The organism is Comamonas sp. B-9, assembly GCF_000410635.1.
Lineage (GTDB): Bacteria > Pseudomonadota > Gammaproteobacteria > Burkholderiales > Burkholderiaceae_C > Comamonas.
Genome location: NZ_KE148648.1, coordinates 432 through 16,190 on the forward strand (window position 1 = coordinate 432; position 15,759 = coordinate 16,190).

Genomic DNA, 15,759 nt, shown 5'->3' on the forward strand with positions numbered 1-15,759 from the left:
CTGCAGCATCTTCAAGCCCGAGGGCACCGGCGGCTGCATCACCACCGCGACCGTCAAGGAGCAGCTGCTCTACGAGATCCACGACCCCCGTGGCTACCTGACCCCCGATGTGGTGGCCGACATCAGCCAGGCCCAGGTGCGGGCCGAGGGCGAGAACCGCGTGCGGCTGGAGGGCGTCATCGGCCATCCACGCCCCGAGGCGCTCAAGGTCAACACCTGCTATGCCTCGGGCTGGTTTGCCGAAGCCGAGATTTCCTACGCCGGGCCCCGTGCGGCCGAGCGGGCGCGCCTGGCGGCGCAGACCGTCGCCCAGCGCCTGCAGGGCATTGCGCCGCTGCGCACCGACCTGATTGGCGTCACCAGCGTCTGGGGCAACGATGCCAGCGACTGGCTGGCCGGTGCCGACCTGTCTGGCGCATCGCAGGATGTGCGCCTGCGCATGGCCTGGCAGCATGCCGACAAGGCCACCGCAGCGCGCCTGCCGCGCGAGATCAATGCGCTGTACTGCTGCGGGCCGGCAGGGGGCGGTGGCGTGCGCAGCCATATGCGCCAGCGCCTGGGCATGGTGTCCTGCCTGGTGCCCCAAGCCTTGATTGCCACCGGCTTTACCTGGGCCGCGCAAGAGGAGGCTGCCGCATGAACGACCACATCACCGTCCCGCTCTACCGCCTGGCCCATGGGCGCACCGGCGACAAGGGCAACCGCTCCAACATCAGCGTGATCGCCTGGCATCCCGCGCTGTGGGAGGTTATCTGTGAGCAGGTTACCGAGGCCGCCGTGGCCGCGCTGTTTGCCGACCGCCGGCCGAGCCAGGTGCAGCGCTACCTGCTGCCCCAGCTGCAGGCGATGAACCTGGTGCTGGACGAGGTGCTGGACGGCGGCGTCAACGACGCGCTGAACCTCGACAGCCATGGCAAGACCCTGTGCTTTCGCGTGCTGCAAATGCCGATCGCGCTGCCGCTGCATTTGCAGGCCCATCTGGTGGGCCCGCCTGATGCGGATCCCCCATCCATCCCTGAATAAGAAACCAACCGGAGACAAGAGATGACATTTTCCACCCGCCGCCACCTGCTGGCCTGTGCCACCGCGCTGGCCCTCAGCCCCCTGGCCTTTGCGCAGGGCGACTACCCGTCCAAGCCCATCACCTTTGTCGTGCCCTTTGCCGCAGGCAGTGCCACCGACCAGCTGGCGCGCGCGCTGGGCCAGGCGGTGACCGAGCAGACGCGCCAGCCGGTGATCGTCGAGAACAAGGCCGGCGCCAGCGGCATGATCGCCGCGCAGGCGGTGGCCAAGGCCCCGGCCGATGGCTACACGGTGCTGATCACCACCAACACCACGCATGCGGCCAATATCCACCTCTACCGCAAGCTGTCCTATGACCCGGTCAAGGACTTCACGCCCATCACCGGTCTGGGCAAGGGCGGCCAGGTGCTGGTGGTGCCGGCCAATGCGCCCCACCAGTCGGTGGGCGAGCTGCTCGCCTACGCCAAGGCCAACCCGGGCAAGCTCAGCTTTGGCAGCGGCAGCTCGTCAAGCCGCGTGGCCGGCGAGATGCTCAAGCAGCTGGCCAACGTGGACATCCTGCATGTGCCCTACAAGAGCAACCCCTTGGCCATCACCGACCTGCTGGGCGGCCAGATCAACCTGATGATCACCGACGTCTCCACCGGCGTGCCGCAGATCAAGGCGGGCAAGCTGCGCGCACTGGGCTATTCCACGCAAAAGCGCAGCGCCCAGCTGCCCGATGTGCCCACCATTGCCGAGGCCGGGGTGAAGGGCTATGACATGGGCTACTGGTTTGCCGCCTACGCCCCTGCCAATGTGCCCGCTGCCGTCAGCGCCAAGCTCAACCAGCTGCTGGGCCAGGCCGTCGGCAGTGCCGCTGCCAAGTCCTTCTTCGAAATGTCGGGCTCCGACCCCTGGACGACGAGCCCGGCCGAACTGGCGCAGTTCCAGGCCACCGAGACCACCAAATGGGGGCAGGTGATCAAGGCAGCGGGCATTACGCCGGAATAAACCGGCTCCCATCCGCAGGCACTGCCCAAACGCTGCTTAAAGAATCCAGCGTTTGGGCAGCATGCGCTTGATCTCTGCCTTAGCCAGGTCGATGAAGGGCTTGAGCACCAGGGTGGAGGCGTGGCGGTTGGAGACCACCATCGAGTACTCGCAGGGGACGGCGGGCTCGAACAGCACAAACTTCACATCGGGCCCGTGGTAGCTGCAGGCCGTCAGCGGATCGATGATCGCCAGGCCGGCGCCGGCCTCGACCAGCTTGATGGCGGCGTACGAGATCTGGGTCTCGATGTTCACGCGGCGCTGCACGCGGTTGACGAGGAACAGGCTGTCGAGCTTGGTGCGGGTTTCCATCATCGTGGGCAGCGACACCAGGGGCTCGTCAACAAAGTCGACCGGTGACAGGCTGCTTCTGCGCGCCAGCTTGTGGCCGGCGGGCACGGCGACGACCAGCTTGCCGATCACCAAGGTCTCCAGGCCCTTGAAGCGGGTGTGGTCGGGCGAGAGCATCACAAAGCCGATATCGCAGCGCTCGGCCTGCACCATGTCCAGTGCGGCCGGCGAGGCCTGCATGTGCAAGGTGACCAGGGTCTCGGGGAACTGGGCGCTGAACTTGGCAATGGCGCTGGGCAGGAACGAGGTCGCCATCGCCGGTGCGGCCGTTACCTCCAGCCGCTGCAGACGCCGAAAGCGCACGTTCTCGGAGATGTTGCGGATACGCTCGATGCCCATCAGCGCCTGGTGCACGTCTTCGAGCAGCAAGGTCGCCGCTGACGTCGGCTGCAGCCGGCTTTTGACCCGCTCGAACAGCGGCATGCCGATGCGCGCCTCGAATTCGGCGATCAGCCGTGTCACCACCGGCTGGGTCACCTCCAGCGACTGGGCCGCTGCGGTGACCGAGCGGCGCAGCATCAGCGCCCGAAAGGCTTCGAGATGGCGCAGTGTGATCTTCTTATCCATGTTGTAAAGACATGAGTTAATGGCCTAATGCAATCGAATAGTCTACAAAATTACTAATTTTGTAGTTATTTCAATGGTTTATCGATTGAGAAATTTCCATCCCATAAAGGCATTGAAGCAGGAATTCACCGATTCAATTTTGCCTGCAGATGCCTATCATTGGCTACCAGACAGATTGAATTCCACTTGGTTCCACGCTACTTTCTGGAGGTAATTTCGATGACCATATCCCGTCTGGCTCTCTCTCTGGCCGCTGCCTTTGCTGCCACCGCTGGCATTGCCCATGCTGAAGACATCTATGTCGGTGGCTATGGCGGCTCGACCGAGACCGCCTTCAAGCAAAAGATCATTCCCGCCTATGAGAAGCTGACCGGCAACAAGGTCATCTACGTGCCTGGCAACTCCACCGACACCCTGGCCAAGCTGCAGGCTGAAAAGAACAACCCCCAGTACGACGTGGCGCTGATGGACGACGGCCCGATGGAGCAGGCGGTGCAGTTCGGTTTCTGCGGCGATATCGAAGCCGCACCGGTCTACAACGACCTCTACCCGATGGCCAAGACGGCGGGCAACAAGTCGCTGAACCTGGGCGTCATCGCCACCGGCCTGTTCTACAACGAAGAAGCCTTCAAGAAGGCCGGCTGGGCCGCTCCCACGTCGTGGAATGACCTGAAAGACAAGAAATTCAAGAGCAAGACCGTGATCCCGCCGATCAACAACGGCTACGGTCTGCAGACCCTGCTGATGTTTGCCGAAATGAACGGCGGCGGCGCGAGCAATATCGACCCTGGTTTCCAGGCGCTGATCAAGGAAGTGGGCCCCAATGTGCTGGCCTGGGAGCCGTCGCCGGGCAAGATGACCGAGCTGTTCCAGAACGGCGATGCCGTCATCGGCGTCTGGGGCAGCGGCCGCGTCAAGGCGCTGGCCGATACCGGCTTTCCCGTGAAGTTCGTCTACCCCAAGGAAGGCGCGTTTGCGCTGTTCACCTCCGTCTGCCCCGTTGCCAAGAAGCAGCCCAAGGCTGGCGCGCAGAAGTTCGTGCAGTTCCTCTACACGCCTGAGTCGCAAACGGCGCTCGCCGAGACCCAGGCCTGGGGCCCCATGAACAGCAAGGTCAAGTTGGATGAGAAGGTCGCCAAGCAAGTGCCTTATGGCCCCGAGCAGATCGCCCAGTTGAAGACCGTGGACTACAAGATTGTCAACGTCAAGCGTTCCGAATGGACCAATCGCTGGAACCGCACGGTCGAGCGTTAAGAGTCACTCACACAAGCCTTGATACTTCGTTGCAAAGCCTTGTCGTACCACTTGTACTGCCTGCGGCTTTGCGCCTCGTCTCAAGGGCCGTGTGAGCGCCTCTCATTCATCGCTGGCCTCCTTGCCAGGACGCCAGGGATAGGCGTTAACCCGCCAGCCGCCCTACACAGGCCTGCCGCGCCGCCCCACGCGGGCCGCAGGCCCCGGAGTTTCACATGAGTTTTCTACGTATCGAGGGCCTCGCCAAGAGGTTCGGGGATTTTGTTGCCGTCAAGGACTTCCACCTGGATGTCCAGCGCGGTGAGTTCGTGTCGCTGCTGGGCCCTTCGGGCTGCGGCAAGACAACCACCTTGCAGATGATTGCCGGCTTTCTGGACCCCAGCCAGGGCCGCATTGTGCTGGACGGCAAGGACATCACCCAGCTGCGCCCCGAGCAGCGCGGCATGGGCGTGGTGTTCCAGAGCTATGCGCTCTTTCCCCACATGACGGTGGAGCAGAACATCTCCTTTGGTCTGGAGATGCGCAAGCTCAGCCGCGATGTCGTGCAGCAGCGGATTCAGGATGCGCTGGCGCTGGTGCGCCTGCATGGGCTCGGCGCCCGTTACCCGCGTGAACTCTCCGGTGGCCAGCGCCAGCGTGTGGCCATTGCCCGCGCCTTGGCGATCCAGCCCGAGGTGCTGCTGCTCGATGAACCCATGTCCAACCTGGACGCCAAGCTGCGCCAGGAAATGCATGTCGAGATGCGCGCCATCCAGCGCCAGCTGGGCATCACCACCATCTTGGTGACACACGACCAGGTCGAGGCGATGACGATGAGCGACCGCATTGCGGTGATGCACAACGGCCAGATCGCCCAGGTCGATTCGCCCCAGCAGATCTACGACAAGCCCAGCTGCGACTTTGCCTCGGTGTTCCTGGGCAAGACCAACCGCTTCGAAGGCCAGGCCCAAAGCCGCGAGACCGTGAAGATTGGCGACATGGTGCTGGGCGCGCCCAGCCCGGTGGCCAGCGGCCCGGTCGTGGTCTACCTGCGGCCCGAACGCATCGAGGTGGCCCCGGCCGGCCAGGGCGGCCTGCCCGGCACGATCAAGACCTTGCTGTTCCTGGGCAGCCAGTGGGTGGTCAATGTCAGCACTGCGTTGGGCGACATCCACATCAGCCTGCCCAATGCACGCCGCGCTGCGCTGCATGAGGGCGACGAGGTCACGCTGAACTGGGCCCCCGACGATGTGCGCGTGCTGACCCAGCAGGAGGCCAGCCGTGGATAGCAAGAACCGCTGGAAACCCTGGGCCATGTCCGGCCCCGGCCTGCTGGTCTTTGTGACCATGCTGCTGGCGCCGCTGGCCTTGACCGCCATCCTGTCGCTCAATGTCTTCAACGGCATGGAAGGCATCCAGAACGTCTATTCGCTGAAGAACTACCTGGAGATCTTCAGCGACAGCTACTACCTGGAGATCTTTGGCCGCACCGCCCTGATGTCGGCCATCGTCACCGTGCTCTGCGTGGTGCTGGGTGTGCCCGAGACCATCATCATCTCCCGCATGCGCGGCCGCTGGCGCGGTGTGTTTCTGCTGATCATCCTCGCACCCCTGCTGATCTCGGTGGTTGTGCGCACCCTGGGCTGGTCCATTCTGATGGGCAACAACGGCCTCATCAACAAGGGCCTGATGCTGTTCAACATCATCGATGAGCCGCTGCGCCTGGCTTTCACGATGACCGGCGTGACCATCGCCATGGTGCATGTGATGGTGCCCTTCATGGTGATCTCCGTCTGGGCCTCGCTGCAAAAGCTCGATCCCCAGGTCGAGAACGCCGGCCTGTCCCTGGGCGCCAGCCAGCGCACCGTGTTCCGCCGTGTCGTGCTGCCTCAGCTGCTGCCGGGCATCCTCTCGGGCAGCATCATCGTCTTTGCGCTGTCGGCATCGGCCTTTGCCACGCCGGCACTGCTGGGCGGACGGCGCCTGAAGGTGGTGGCCACGGCCGCCTACGACGAGTTCCTCAACACCTTGAACTGGCCGCTGGGCGCTGCCATTGCCGTGGTGCTGCTGGTTGCCAATGTCGTCATCATCGTGGGCTGCAATCGCTGGATCGAGCGCCGCTTCAAAGCTGTTTTCGAGGGTTGAGCCATGCAAAAAAACAGTCCTCTGGCGCTGGTCTACCACGCGCTGTTCATCAGCTTCATCCTGGCGCCGCTGGCCGTGGTGGTGGCGGTGGCCTTTACCGACAAGGGCTTCATCTCCTTCCCCACCGATGGCCTGTCCTTGCGCTGGTTCCGCGCCATCCTCGATGCGACGGAAATCAAGTCGGCCTTCTGGTTTTCAGCCAAGCTGGGCCTGGCCTCGGCCTCGATCGCCATCGCGCTGGCGGTGCCGGCAGCGCTCGCCATCACCCGCTACCGCTTTGCCGGTCGCGAGGTGCTGATGGCCTTCTTCATGTCGCCGCTGATGATTCCGCACGTCGTGCTGGGCGCGGCCTTCCTGCGCTTTTTCAATATTGCGGGGCTGTCCGGTTCGTTCTTCTGGCTCATGTTCACCCATGTGATCTGCATCATGCCCTATGCCTTGCGCATGGTGCTGGCCGCAGCCACGGGCATGAACCGCGAGATCGAGCATGCCGGTCTGTCGCTGGGCGCATCGCGCAGCACCGTCTTCATGCGCATCACCGTGCCCATGCTGATGGCCGGTATCGCCGGCGGCTGGATGCTCTCCTTCATCCAGAGCTTTGACGAGCTGACGATGACGGTGTTTGTGGCCACCCCCGGCACGATGACCTTGCCGGTCGCCATGTACAACCACATCGCCCAGACCATCGACCCGCTGGTGACCTCGGTCTCCACCGTGCTGATCGTCGGCACCCTGGTGCTGATGGTCATCCTGGACAAGCTGGTCGGCCTGGAGAAGGTACTGATTGGCAAAGGTTGAGAGCAAAAAATGAATAACAACACACATAGCAGCGATGTCATCGTGATCGGGGGAGGCTTGGTGGGCAGTTCCGTGGCTTACGGGCTGCTGCGCCAGGGTCTGTCGGTCACGGTCATCGATGGCGCGGACGACACGATTCGCCCCTCGCGCGGCAACTTCGGCCTGGTCTGGGTGCAGGGCAAGGGCTACGGCATGGCGGACTACGCCCGCTGGAGCTTTGGCTCGGCGCGCCAGTGGCCTGCACTGCGCGATGAGCTGCAGGCGCAGACCGGCATTGACGTCGAGCTGATGCAGCCCGGCGGCCTGCATATCTGCCTGAGCGAGGAAGAGATGGCCCAGCGCCTGGCCAAGCTCCAGTGGCTGGAGTCCGAGGTGGGCGACCCCGCCTACCGCACGACGGTGCTCAGCCGCGATGAGGCCGCCCGGCAGCTGCCGGGCCTGGGCCCCGAGGTGGTGGGCGCCACCTACTCGGCGATGGACGGCCACTGCAACCCCTTGAAGCTGCTGCGGGCGCTCTACAGCGCCAACATCGCCAAGGGCGCGCGCATCCACAACCGCATGCAGGTCGATGCGATCCGCAAGGAAGGCGGCATCTTCCACATCAGCGCAGGCGAGCGCGCCTGGCAGGCGCCACGCATCGTGATTGCCGCCGGCCATGCGACGCAGCAGCTGTCGGCCATGGTGGGCATGTTTGTGCCGGTGCGGCCCAACAAGGGCCAGGTCTTCATCACCGAACGCGTGCAGCCCTTCTTGACGCACCCCACCAACTATGTGCGCCAGACCGATGAGGGCACGGTGCAGATTGGCGACTCGATGGAGGAGCTGGGCTTTGACGACATGGTGCGCGTGCCGGTGAACGCCAGGATTGCCGCGCGTGCGGTCAAGTGCTTCCCGGTGCTGGCCAACGCCCGCGTGGTGCGCACCTGGGCGGCGCTGCGGGTGATGTCGCCCGATGGCTTTCCGATGTACCAGGAGTCGGCCAGCCACCCTGGCGCCTTTGCGGTGACCTGCCACAGCGGCGTCACGCTGGCGGCCCAGCACGTCTTTTGCATCGCCCCCTGGGTGGCCACGGGCCTGCGGCCGGCCGCCATCGAGGCATTCCCCGCGACACGATTTACGCCGGAAACGGAAGTGAAACCCTATGGCATCTAAAGCCCTTTTCAAATACCTCCCCGGCCACCAGGCCGGGGCCGCTGGCACGGTGTCGGTGCTGGTCAACGGCGCGGTGGTACGCATGTCGCCCGCCAGCAGCCTGGCCGCTGGCCTGCTGGCAGCCGGCATCACCGCGGTGCGCGTCTCGCCCGTGGGCCAGGGTGCCCGCGCGCCTTACTGCATGATGGGCGTGTGCTTTGAGTGCATGGTCGATGTCAATGGCCGTCCCAACCAGCAGGCCTGCCTGATCACCCCCGAAGACGGCATGGAAGTGACCACCATGCAAGCGGCGCCCAGCCTGCTGGACGCGCAGGAGGCCAAGCATGTCTAAGCCCGCTATCCCTTTGAACGACGCGCCCGGCCAGCTGCGTGACCTGGTCGTGATTGGCGCAGGCCCGGCCGGCATGGCAGCGGCCCTGGCGGCCAAGCGGCGCGGCCTGGATGTGCTGCTGCTCGACGAGCAACCCCAGGTGGGCGGCCAGATCTACCGCAGCATCACCCAGACCGATGCCCAGCGCGAGCGCATCCTCGGCGCGGACTATGTCTACGGCAAATCGCTGGCCGAGCAGATCCGCGCCAGTGGCCTGACCCACTGGGCGGGCGCGTCGGTCTGGCAGATCGACCCCGACAAGACCGTGCATGTGCTGCGCAACGACCGCACCATCCGCATCGAAACCAAGTCGCTGGTGATCGCCACCGGCGCGATGGAGCGGCCCTTCCCCGTGCCGGGCTGGACCCTGCCCGGTGTGATGACCGCCGGTGCTGGCCAGATTTTGCTGAAGAACGCCGCCGTCGTGCCCCAGGTGCCGGTGGTGCTGGCGGGCTGCGGCCCCTTGCTCTATTTGCTGGCGGCGCAGTACCTGCGCGCCGGTGTGGACATCCGTGCGGTGCTCGACACCTCGGCGGGCACCGACTGGCGTTTGGCGATCAGCCATGCCTCGTCGCTGCTGGCCGGCTGGGGCTATGTGCGCAAGGGCCTGGGTCTGCTGCGCGAGATCAAGTCGGCCGGCATTCCGTTTTTCAAGGATGTGGGTGGCTTGCGCATCGAGGGCGATGACGCCGTGCGCCAGGTGCGCTTTAGCAGCGCGGGCCGGGCCCAGCAGATCGATTGCGAGCTGGTACTGCTGCACCAGGGCGTGGTGCCCAACACCCAGGTGTCCTGGTCCTTGCGCGCCGAGCACCATTGGGACGATGAGCAGCTGTGCTGGGTGCCCGTGCTGGATAGCTGGGGCCAGACCAGCCTGCCGGGCATCTATATCGCCGGTGACGGCGCCGGCATTGGCGGCGCGCTGGTGGCCGAGATGCAAGGTGCCTTGGCCGGCATTGGCGTGGCCAACAGCCTGGGCTTTGGCGCGAGCGAAGACGGTGCCCAGCAGCGCGCCCAGATCGCGCAGCATCTGCGCATCCGCCCCTTCCTGAACCAGCAGTACCGGCCCAAGGACGAGTTCCGCATTCCGGCCGACGAGGTCGTGGTCTGCCGCTGCGAAGAGGTGACCGCAGGCGCGATCCGTGAGCAGGTGCAGCTGGGCTGCGTGGGCCCGAACCAGACCAAGTCCTTCAGCCGCTGCGGCATGGGGCCCTGCCAGGGCCGCCAATGCGGTTTGACGGTGACCGAGATCATCGCCAAGGAAGCCAATTTGCCGCCGCAGGACGTGGGCTACTACCGCATCCGTCCGCCGCTCAAGTCGCTGTCGCTGGCCCAGCTGGCCGCAGGTGTGTGACATGGCCCGCATAGCCAGCCCGGCATCGGGCAGCAGCGATGTGCTGGTGATCGGGGGCGGGCTGCAAGGCCTGTCCAGCGCCTTCCAGCTGGCCAAGGCAGGCCTCAGCGTGCGCCTGCTGGAGGCCGAGTACTGCGGCCGCCATGCCTCCGGCGTCAATGCCGGTGGCGTGCGCACCCTGGGCCGCCATGTGGCCGAGATTCCGCTGGCCTTGGCCGCGCGTGAGCAGCTCTGGCATGGCCTGGCCGACATCATCGGCAGCGATGGCGGCTTTGTGCCCTCGGGCCAACTGCAGGTGGCCGAGAACGAGGCCGATGAGATCAAGGCCAAGGCGCGCGTGGCCATGCTCAACGGCCTGGGTTTTTTCCATGAGCAATGGGTGGACCAGCAGCAGGTGCGCGAGTTGGTGCCCAGCATCTCGCCCCATGTGGTGGGCGGCATCTGGGCCGACCGCGATGGCTATGCGCTGCCCTACAAGGTGGCCACCGCCTACCGCCTGGCGGCAGAGAAGCTGGGCGTGCAGATCGTCGAGCAGGCGCCTGTGCTGCGGGTCGACCAGCAAAGCGGCATGTGGCAGGCCAGCACCGCGCAGGGCGCGTTCCATGCGCCCTGGCTGGTCAACACCGCAGGCGCCTGGGCGGCAGATTTTGCCGCGCAGGTGGGCGACCCGGTGCCGATGGTGGCCGGCGGCCTGATGCTGATGGTGACCCAGCGCGTGGCGCCCTTTGTCAAACCGGTGCTGGGCGCGATGGGCCGGCCGCTGTCGTTCAAGCAGTTCGACAATGGCACGGTGGTGATTGGTGGCGGCCTGCGCTGCGAGGCCGACGCCAGCCAACGCCATGCGATGGTCGACCTCAACCGCATGCCCAAGAGCGCGCAGACCGTCATCGACCTGTTCCCGCATCTGCGCGATGTGAGCATTGCACGGGCCTGGACCGGTATCGAGGGCTTTATGCCTGACGAGATTCCGGTCATCAGCCCGAGTGCCAGTGCTGATAACCTCGTGCATGCCTTTGGCTTCTCTGCCCATGGCTTTGAGCTCAGTCCGATTACCGGCTGCATTGTGGCCGAGCTGGTGACCCAGGGCACCAGCAGCTTGCCGATTTCGGCGTTTCGTGTGGACCGCTTTGCTACTGCCTAGCTGCAGCGGTCGTATTTTTATCTCAGGGAGTAAATGATGAGCAACGACATCCAACGTATCGACAGCAATGAACGCCTCAGCCGCATCGTTGTGCACGGCGGCGTGGTCTATGTGGCCGGCGTCACCGCTGGCGACATCTCGGGCGACATTGGCGCCCAGACCCGCGACGTGCTGGCCAAGATCGACGGCTACTTGAAAACAGCCGGCACCAGCAAGGCGCGCCTGCTGACCGTGCAGATCTGGCTCAAGGACATCGACAAGGATTTTGCCGGCATGAACCAGGTCTGGGGCGAATGGGCCGACAAGGCCAATATGCCTACCCGAGCGACCTGTGAAGCCAAGCTGGCGCGCCCAGAGTTGCTGGTTGAAATCATTGTGAGCGCAGCCGTTTAAGCGTCTGCCACACAGCAAAATGCCAGCCCTCGGGCTGGCATTTTTTTGCTTAAAAGCAAAGCAGATCAGGGGATCAGCAAACCGCGCTGCACGGCCGGGCGTTGCAGCCAGTGGCTGAGCACACGGCTGACTTCGGGGTACTGGCCCCAGCCGATCAGGGCCTCGGCGTTGTAGCGCACGATCATGTTGCGGATCCAGGGGAAGATAGCGATATCGGCAATCGTGTAGGTATCACCGGCCACCCATTCCTTGCCAGCCAGGTGCTTGTTCAGGACGGTCAGCAGGCGCTTGGATTCGTCCACATAGCGGGTCAGGGGGCGCTTGTCTTCAAAATCCTTGCCGGCAAAGATGTTGAAGAAACCGACCTGGCCAAACATCGGGCCGATGCCGCCCATCTGGAACATCAGCCACTGCAGGGTCTCGTAACGCTTCACCGGGTCCTGCGGCAGGAACATGCCGGTCTTCTCGGCCAGGTAGACCATGATGGCGCCGGACTCGAACAGTGCAATCGCCTGGCCGCCGGGACCATTGGGGTCGATGATGGCCGGGATCTTGTTGTTCGGGAAGGTGCCGACAAACTCGGGCGAGGTCTGGTCATTGCTCTCGAAGCTGATCTTGTGCACTTCATAGGGCATGCCCAGCTCCTCGAGCAGGATGGAGACCTTGACGCCATTGGGTGTGGGCAGCGAATACAGCTGCAGCAGATTAGGCCGGGTGGCCGGCCATTTGCGGGTGATACTGAAATCGGCAAGGGTGCTCATGGGGATCTCTCCAAACAATAGGCAGGCGGCTTGCAGGTATGCGCCTTGCCAGCAGCATAAAGCAGATTGAGCGCGGGCCTGTCGGCCTACTTCGCGTCCTGGGGCTTCACAAATTCGATGCGCAGGCCCTCGGCGGTGACCTTGAAGGTGGCCGGCAGCTCGGCCGCCTTGTCCAGGCGCTCCAGGTCCTCCTGGCGCAAGGTGTGCACGACCACATCCTCCATCGCATGCTCGGCCGCGCGCGGCGCGTAGGCCTGCAGCATCACCTCCATCGCCTCGGGCAGGCCGGTCATCTGCAGCGACTGCACCTGCACCTGGGTGGCACGCAGGCTGTGGTCGGCCGGCGAGTAGCGCAGTGCAAAGTCCAGCACCATCGTGCCGTCCAGGCGGTGAGGCAGCACCTTGCCCGACATCTCGGCGCGCATCGTCGCCTGGATGCGGTTGGTCTCGGGCAGTAGCTGCAGGCTGGGGACCTGCACATCAAGCTGCAGAAAGCCGAGCAGTGGATAGGAGCGGGGGAAGGACTTGGCCACGATGGTCTGCAGTTCGGCGGCAGACAGGGTGTAGCTGGGTGGGGCAAGCAAGGAGCAGGCGGCCAGCATGCTGGCGGCAAACAGGCTGGAGGCCAAAAAAAGGCGGCGGCGCATAGGGGTTGGAAAGCGTATTGGCAGGGGGCGGGTGGATGCGCATCGTACCGATCAGACGGCGTTACGCGTGCTGGATTTTCCCACCCGCAGGGATCGCATTGTTGCGCAGCTTGCATAACATTGTGTGCTGCACGAACAATGTCAGGTAAAGATGGCCCATCTCCTTGTTTTATTGGGGTAAATGCCCACTTTTCACGGGCTGCGTGAGCGTGAGCAGATGTCATTTCGTGTGAGAATTCGCAGGCTTTCCGGCTGCGGACGATGGCGCGCGCTGGTGCGCGATGGTCCCGCTTCCCGGTTCGAAAGCGCTGCCTGCTGGCAGTGCTAGCCAAGATCCCAAGGACAGACATGAATTTCGCATTGAACAAGCGCGCCCTGGCGCTGGTGGGTGCCTCGCTCATTGGCGCAGCCCACGCCCAACACCTGACCATTGCGCTGGCTTCCGAGCCCACAGCGGCCGATCCCCACTACCACAAGATGACGACGAACGACTCGTTCTCGGCGCATGTCTATGACTCGCTGGTGGGCCGCACCGCCAGCATGGAGCTGGTGCCCTCGCTGGCCACCTCGTGGAAGAACCTGGACGACCTGACCTGGGAGTTCAAGCTGCGCAAGGATGTGAAGTTCTCCAACGGCGCGCCCTTCACCTCGCAGGACGTGCTGTTCACCATCTGCCGCACCTTGAACAACGAGACCAATGTCTCGCAGTCGTACATGGATACGACCAAGCTGATCACCGACGTGCAGACCCCCGATGACCTGACCGTGATCGTCAAGACCGCCGAGCCCGTGCCACTGATCCCGGCCGAGTTTGCGCGCAACCTGCCCATCATCTCCAGCAGCATCATCAAGCACGACAAGCTCAAGTTCGCGCCCAAGGAAGGCTGCGGCTACAAGGGGCCCTGGCCCACGGTGGCCGATTTCAACAGCGGCAAGATGGCGATTGGCACCGGCCCCTTCAAGCTCAAGTCCTATGTGAAGGGCAATGCCATCACCCTGGAGCGCAATGACGGCTACTGGGGCCCCAAGCCCGCCTGGCAGACTGTGAAGATGGTGGCCGTGCCCAATGCCGGCCCGCGCCTGACGGGCCTGATGTCCGGTGACTACGACCTGATCGAGAACCCGGCCGCGCGCGACCTGGCCCGCATCAAGGAAGACAAGAAGCTGGCCTTTGTGGCCACGCCGTCTACCCGCCTGGTGTTCTTCCAGCCCGACATCGGCCGCGACAAGTCGCCCTTTGTGACCGCCCCCGACGGCAAGAACCCGCTGCAGGACCTGCGCGTGCGCAAGGCCATCAACATGGCCATCGACCGCAAGGCCATCGTGCAGCGCCTGATGGACGGCATGGCCACCCCCGCCTACCAGTACATGCCCGATGGCATGTTTGGCGGCCTGGCCAAGGCCCCCGAGATCAAGTTCGACCCCGAAGGCGCCAAGAAGCTGCTGGCTGAAGCCGGCTACCCCAATGGCTTCGAGATGACCCTATCGTCGACGAACGACCGCTACATGAACGATGCGCAGATCTCGCAGGCCGTCGCGCAGTACCTGACCCGCATCGGCATCAAGACCAAGGTCGATGCGATGACCGCCTCGATCTACTTCCCCAAGCGCGCCAAGCGTGAGTTCAGCTTCCCGATGGGTGGCTGGCCTTCGGAGAACGGCGAAGCATCGGGCCTGTTCCAGCTGTGGGTGACCAGCACCGATTCGCCCAAGGGCCTGGGCACCAGCAACTACGGCGCGTTCAGCAATGCCGATTTCGACAAGGTCTACATCCCGGCCGCCAAGACGGTGGACCCGGTCAAGCGCAAGGCCATGCTGGAGCAGGCCACGCAGATCGCGCTGGACAACGTGCCGCTGATCCCGCTGCACTTCGAGAGCAGCATCTGGGCCTTCAAGAAAGAGCTGAGCTACGAAGGCCGCCGCGACCAGTACACGCTGGCCACATCGGTCAAGCCCGCCAAGTAAGCCGCGCGCTTGCGGCAGCCGGGGTCTCGCACCCCGGCGTGGGCGATGAGAAATAGGTAGTGGCACGGCACTTGCATTGCCCTACGAGGCTTTTAACCAAGGAGGAACGACCTGTGTCTACCAAGAAGATCTCGCGCCGCACACCCTTGTCGCTGGCCAGCCTGGCTGCGCTCGCCCTGCCTGCGGGCATGGCGGCAGCCCAGTCGCTGACCATCGGCCTCGCCTCCGAGCCCACCGCCGCTGACCCGCATTACCACAAAGTCACCACCAACGACGCGTTCTCGGCCCATATCTTCGAGTCGCTGATCAACCGCAATGCGCAGATGGAGCTGATCCCGGGGCTGGCCCAGTCCTGGCGCGCCGTCGATGACAACACCTGGGAGCTCAAATTGCGCCAGGGTGTGAAGTTCTCCAATGGCGAGCCCTTCACATCCAAGGATGTGCTGTTCACCCTGTGCCGCGTGCTGAACAACGAGACCAATGTCTCGCGCTCCTACATGGAGCCGGCCCAGAGCTTCAGCGATGTGCAGACGCCCGATGACTACACCGTCATCATCAAGAGCGAGCGGCCCATCCCGACGATGCCCAATGAGCTGGCGCGTTCGCTGCCCATCATCTGGAGCGGCATCGCCAAGTTCGACAAGCTGCGCTTTGCGCCCAAGGAGGGCTGCGGCGTCACCTCGCCCTGGCCCACGGTGGCCGATTTCAACACCGGCAAGCTGTCCATCGGCACGGGCCCGTACAAGCTCAAGTCCTATGTCAAGGGCACCGGTATCGAGATGGAGCGCAACGAGGGCTACTGGGGTACCAAGCCGCACTGGAAGAGCGTC

17 protein-coding genes are annotated in these 15,759 nt (G+C 64.2%); 14 read left to right on the plus strand and 3 right to left on the minus strand.

Annotated features, from left to right (window positions below; genetic code table 11):
• The 3 genes from H928_RS33705 to H928_RS0120430 all read left to right on the plus strand — a co-directional run.
• On the plus strand, positions 1-640 hold a 640-nt coding region (locus tag H928_RS33705; protein ID WP_043341316.1), incomplete at its 5' end, for an acyclic terpene utilization AtuA family protein.
• A complete protein-coding gene (locus H928_RS0120425; protein ID WP_021028159.1) occupies positions 637-1,023 on the plus strand; it encodes a hypothetical protein in 387 nt (128 codons plus the stop codon). The genes H928_RS33705 and H928_RS0120425, both read left to right, overlap by 4 nt.
• A gap of 21 nt (positions 1,024-1,044) precedes the next feature.
• The gene (locus H928_RS0120430) at positions 1,045-2,016 is read left to right on the plus strand and encodes a tripartite tricarboxylate transporter substrate binding protein (protein WP_021028160.1); all 972 of its coding nucleotides are present in this window, start codon (positions 1,045-1,047) and stop codon (positions 2,014-2,016) included.
• 36 nt (positions 2,017-2,052) lie between these two features.
• Here the strand turns inward: H928_RS0120430 and H928_RS0120435 are convergent, their stop codons facing one another.
• Complete coding sequence (locus tag H928_RS0120435) at positions 2,053-2,973, minus strand: LysR substrate-binding domain-containing protein (RefSeq protein ID WP_021028161.1); 921 nt, start codon at positions 2,971-2,973, stop codon at positions 2,053-2,055.
• A 219-nt stretch (positions 2,974-3,192) separates the two neighbouring features.
• Between H928_RS0120435 and H928_RS0120440 the strand changes: the two genes are divergently transcribed.
• The 9 genes from H928_RS0120440 to H928_RS0120480 all read left to right on the plus strand — a co-directional run bounded on the left by H928_RS0120440 (position 3,193) and on the right by H928_RS0120480 (position 11,556).
• On the plus strand, positions 3,193-4,227 hold the full coding sequence (locus tag H928_RS0120440; RefSeq protein WP_021028162.1) for an ABC transporter substrate-binding protein: 1,035 nt from the start codon (positions 3,193-3,195) through the stop codon (positions 4,225-4,227).
• 215 nt (positions 4,228-4,442) lie between these two features.
• A complete protein-coding gene (locus tag H928_RS0120445) occupies positions 4,443-5,495 on the plus strand; it encodes an ABC transporter ATP-binding protein (protein WP_021028163.1) in 1,053 nt (350 codons plus the stop codon).
• A 25-nt stretch (positions 5,496-5,520) separates the two neighbouring features.
• Entirely contained in the window at positions 5,521-6,351 is an 831-nt protein-coding gene (locus tag H928_RS0120450; protein ID WP_052330159.1) for an ABC transporter permease, read from the plus strand.
• Positions 6,352-6,354: 3 nt separating this feature from the next.
• Positions 6,355-7,149, plus strand: coding sequence for an ABC transporter permease (locus H928_RS0120455; RefSeq protein WP_021028165.1), 795 nt, complete (start codon positions 6,355-6,357; stop codon positions 7,147-7,149).
• A gap of 9 nt (positions 7,150-7,158) precedes the next feature.
• A complete protein-coding gene (locus tag H928_RS0120460; RefSeq protein ID WP_021028166.1) occupies positions 7,159-8,301 on the plus strand; it encodes an FAD-binding oxidoreductase in 1,143 nt (380 codons plus the stop codon).
• Positions 8,291-8,632, plus strand: a complete 342-nt coding sequence (locus tag H928_RS0120465) for a (2Fe-2S)-binding protein (protein WP_021028167.1) — start codon at positions 8,291-8,293, stop codon at positions 8,630-8,632. Before H928_RS0120460 ends, H928_RS0120465 begins: the two co-directional genes overlap by 11 nt.
• Complete coding sequence (locus tag H928_RS0120470) at positions 8,625-10,022, plus strand: NAD(P)/FAD-dependent oxidoreductase (RefSeq protein ID WP_043341311.1); 1,398 nt, start codon at positions 8,625-8,627, stop codon at positions 10,020-10,022. The genes H928_RS0120465 and H928_RS0120470 overlap by 8 nt, the downstream gene beginning before the upstream one ends.
• Before the next feature lies 1 nt (position 10,023).
• Complete coding sequence (locus H928_RS0120475; protein WP_021028169.1) at positions 10,024-11,163, plus strand: FAD-binding oxidoreductase; 1,140 nt, start codon at positions 10,024-10,026, stop codon at positions 11,161-11,163.
• Between the two features lie 36 nt (positions 11,164-11,199).
• The gene (locus H928_RS0120480) at positions 11,200-11,556 is read left to right on the plus strand and encodes a RidA family protein (protein ID WP_027011185.1); all 357 of its coding nucleotides are present in this window, start codon (positions 11,200-11,202) and stop codon (positions 11,554-11,556) included.
• Positions 11,557-11,621: 65 nt separating this feature from the next.
• Here the strand turns inward: H928_RS0120480 and H928_RS0120485 are convergent, their stop codons facing one another.
• Both H928_RS0120485 and H928_RS0120490 read right to left on the minus strand, forming a co-directional pair.
• Positions 11,622-12,317, minus strand: a complete 696-nt coding sequence (locus H928_RS0120485) for a glutathione binding-like protein (RefSeq protein ID WP_021028171.1) — start codon at positions 12,315-12,317, stop codon at positions 11,622-11,624.
• An 86-nt stretch (positions 12,318-12,403) separates the two neighbouring features.
• On the minus strand, positions 12,404-12,964 hold the full coding sequence (locus tag H928_RS0120490; RefSeq protein WP_021028172.1) for a DUF1439 domain-containing protein: 561 nt from the start codon (positions 12,962-12,964) through the stop codon (positions 12,404-12,406).
• 348 nt (positions 12,965-13,312) lie between these two features.
• Here H928_RS0120490 and H928_RS0120495 point away from each other — a divergent pair, with 348 nt between their 5' ends.
• The gene (locus H928_RS0120495) at positions 13,313-14,929 is read left to right on the plus strand and encodes an ABC transporter substrate-binding protein (protein WP_021028173.1); all 1,617 of its coding nucleotides are present in this window, start codon (positions 13,313-13,315) and stop codon (positions 14,927-14,929) included.
• Positions 14,930-15,057: 128 nt separating this feature from the next.
• The coding region (locus H928_RS33710) for an ABC transporter substrate-binding protein (RefSeq protein WP_043341319.1) at positions 15,058-15,759 on the plus strand (702 nt) is incomplete at its 3' end.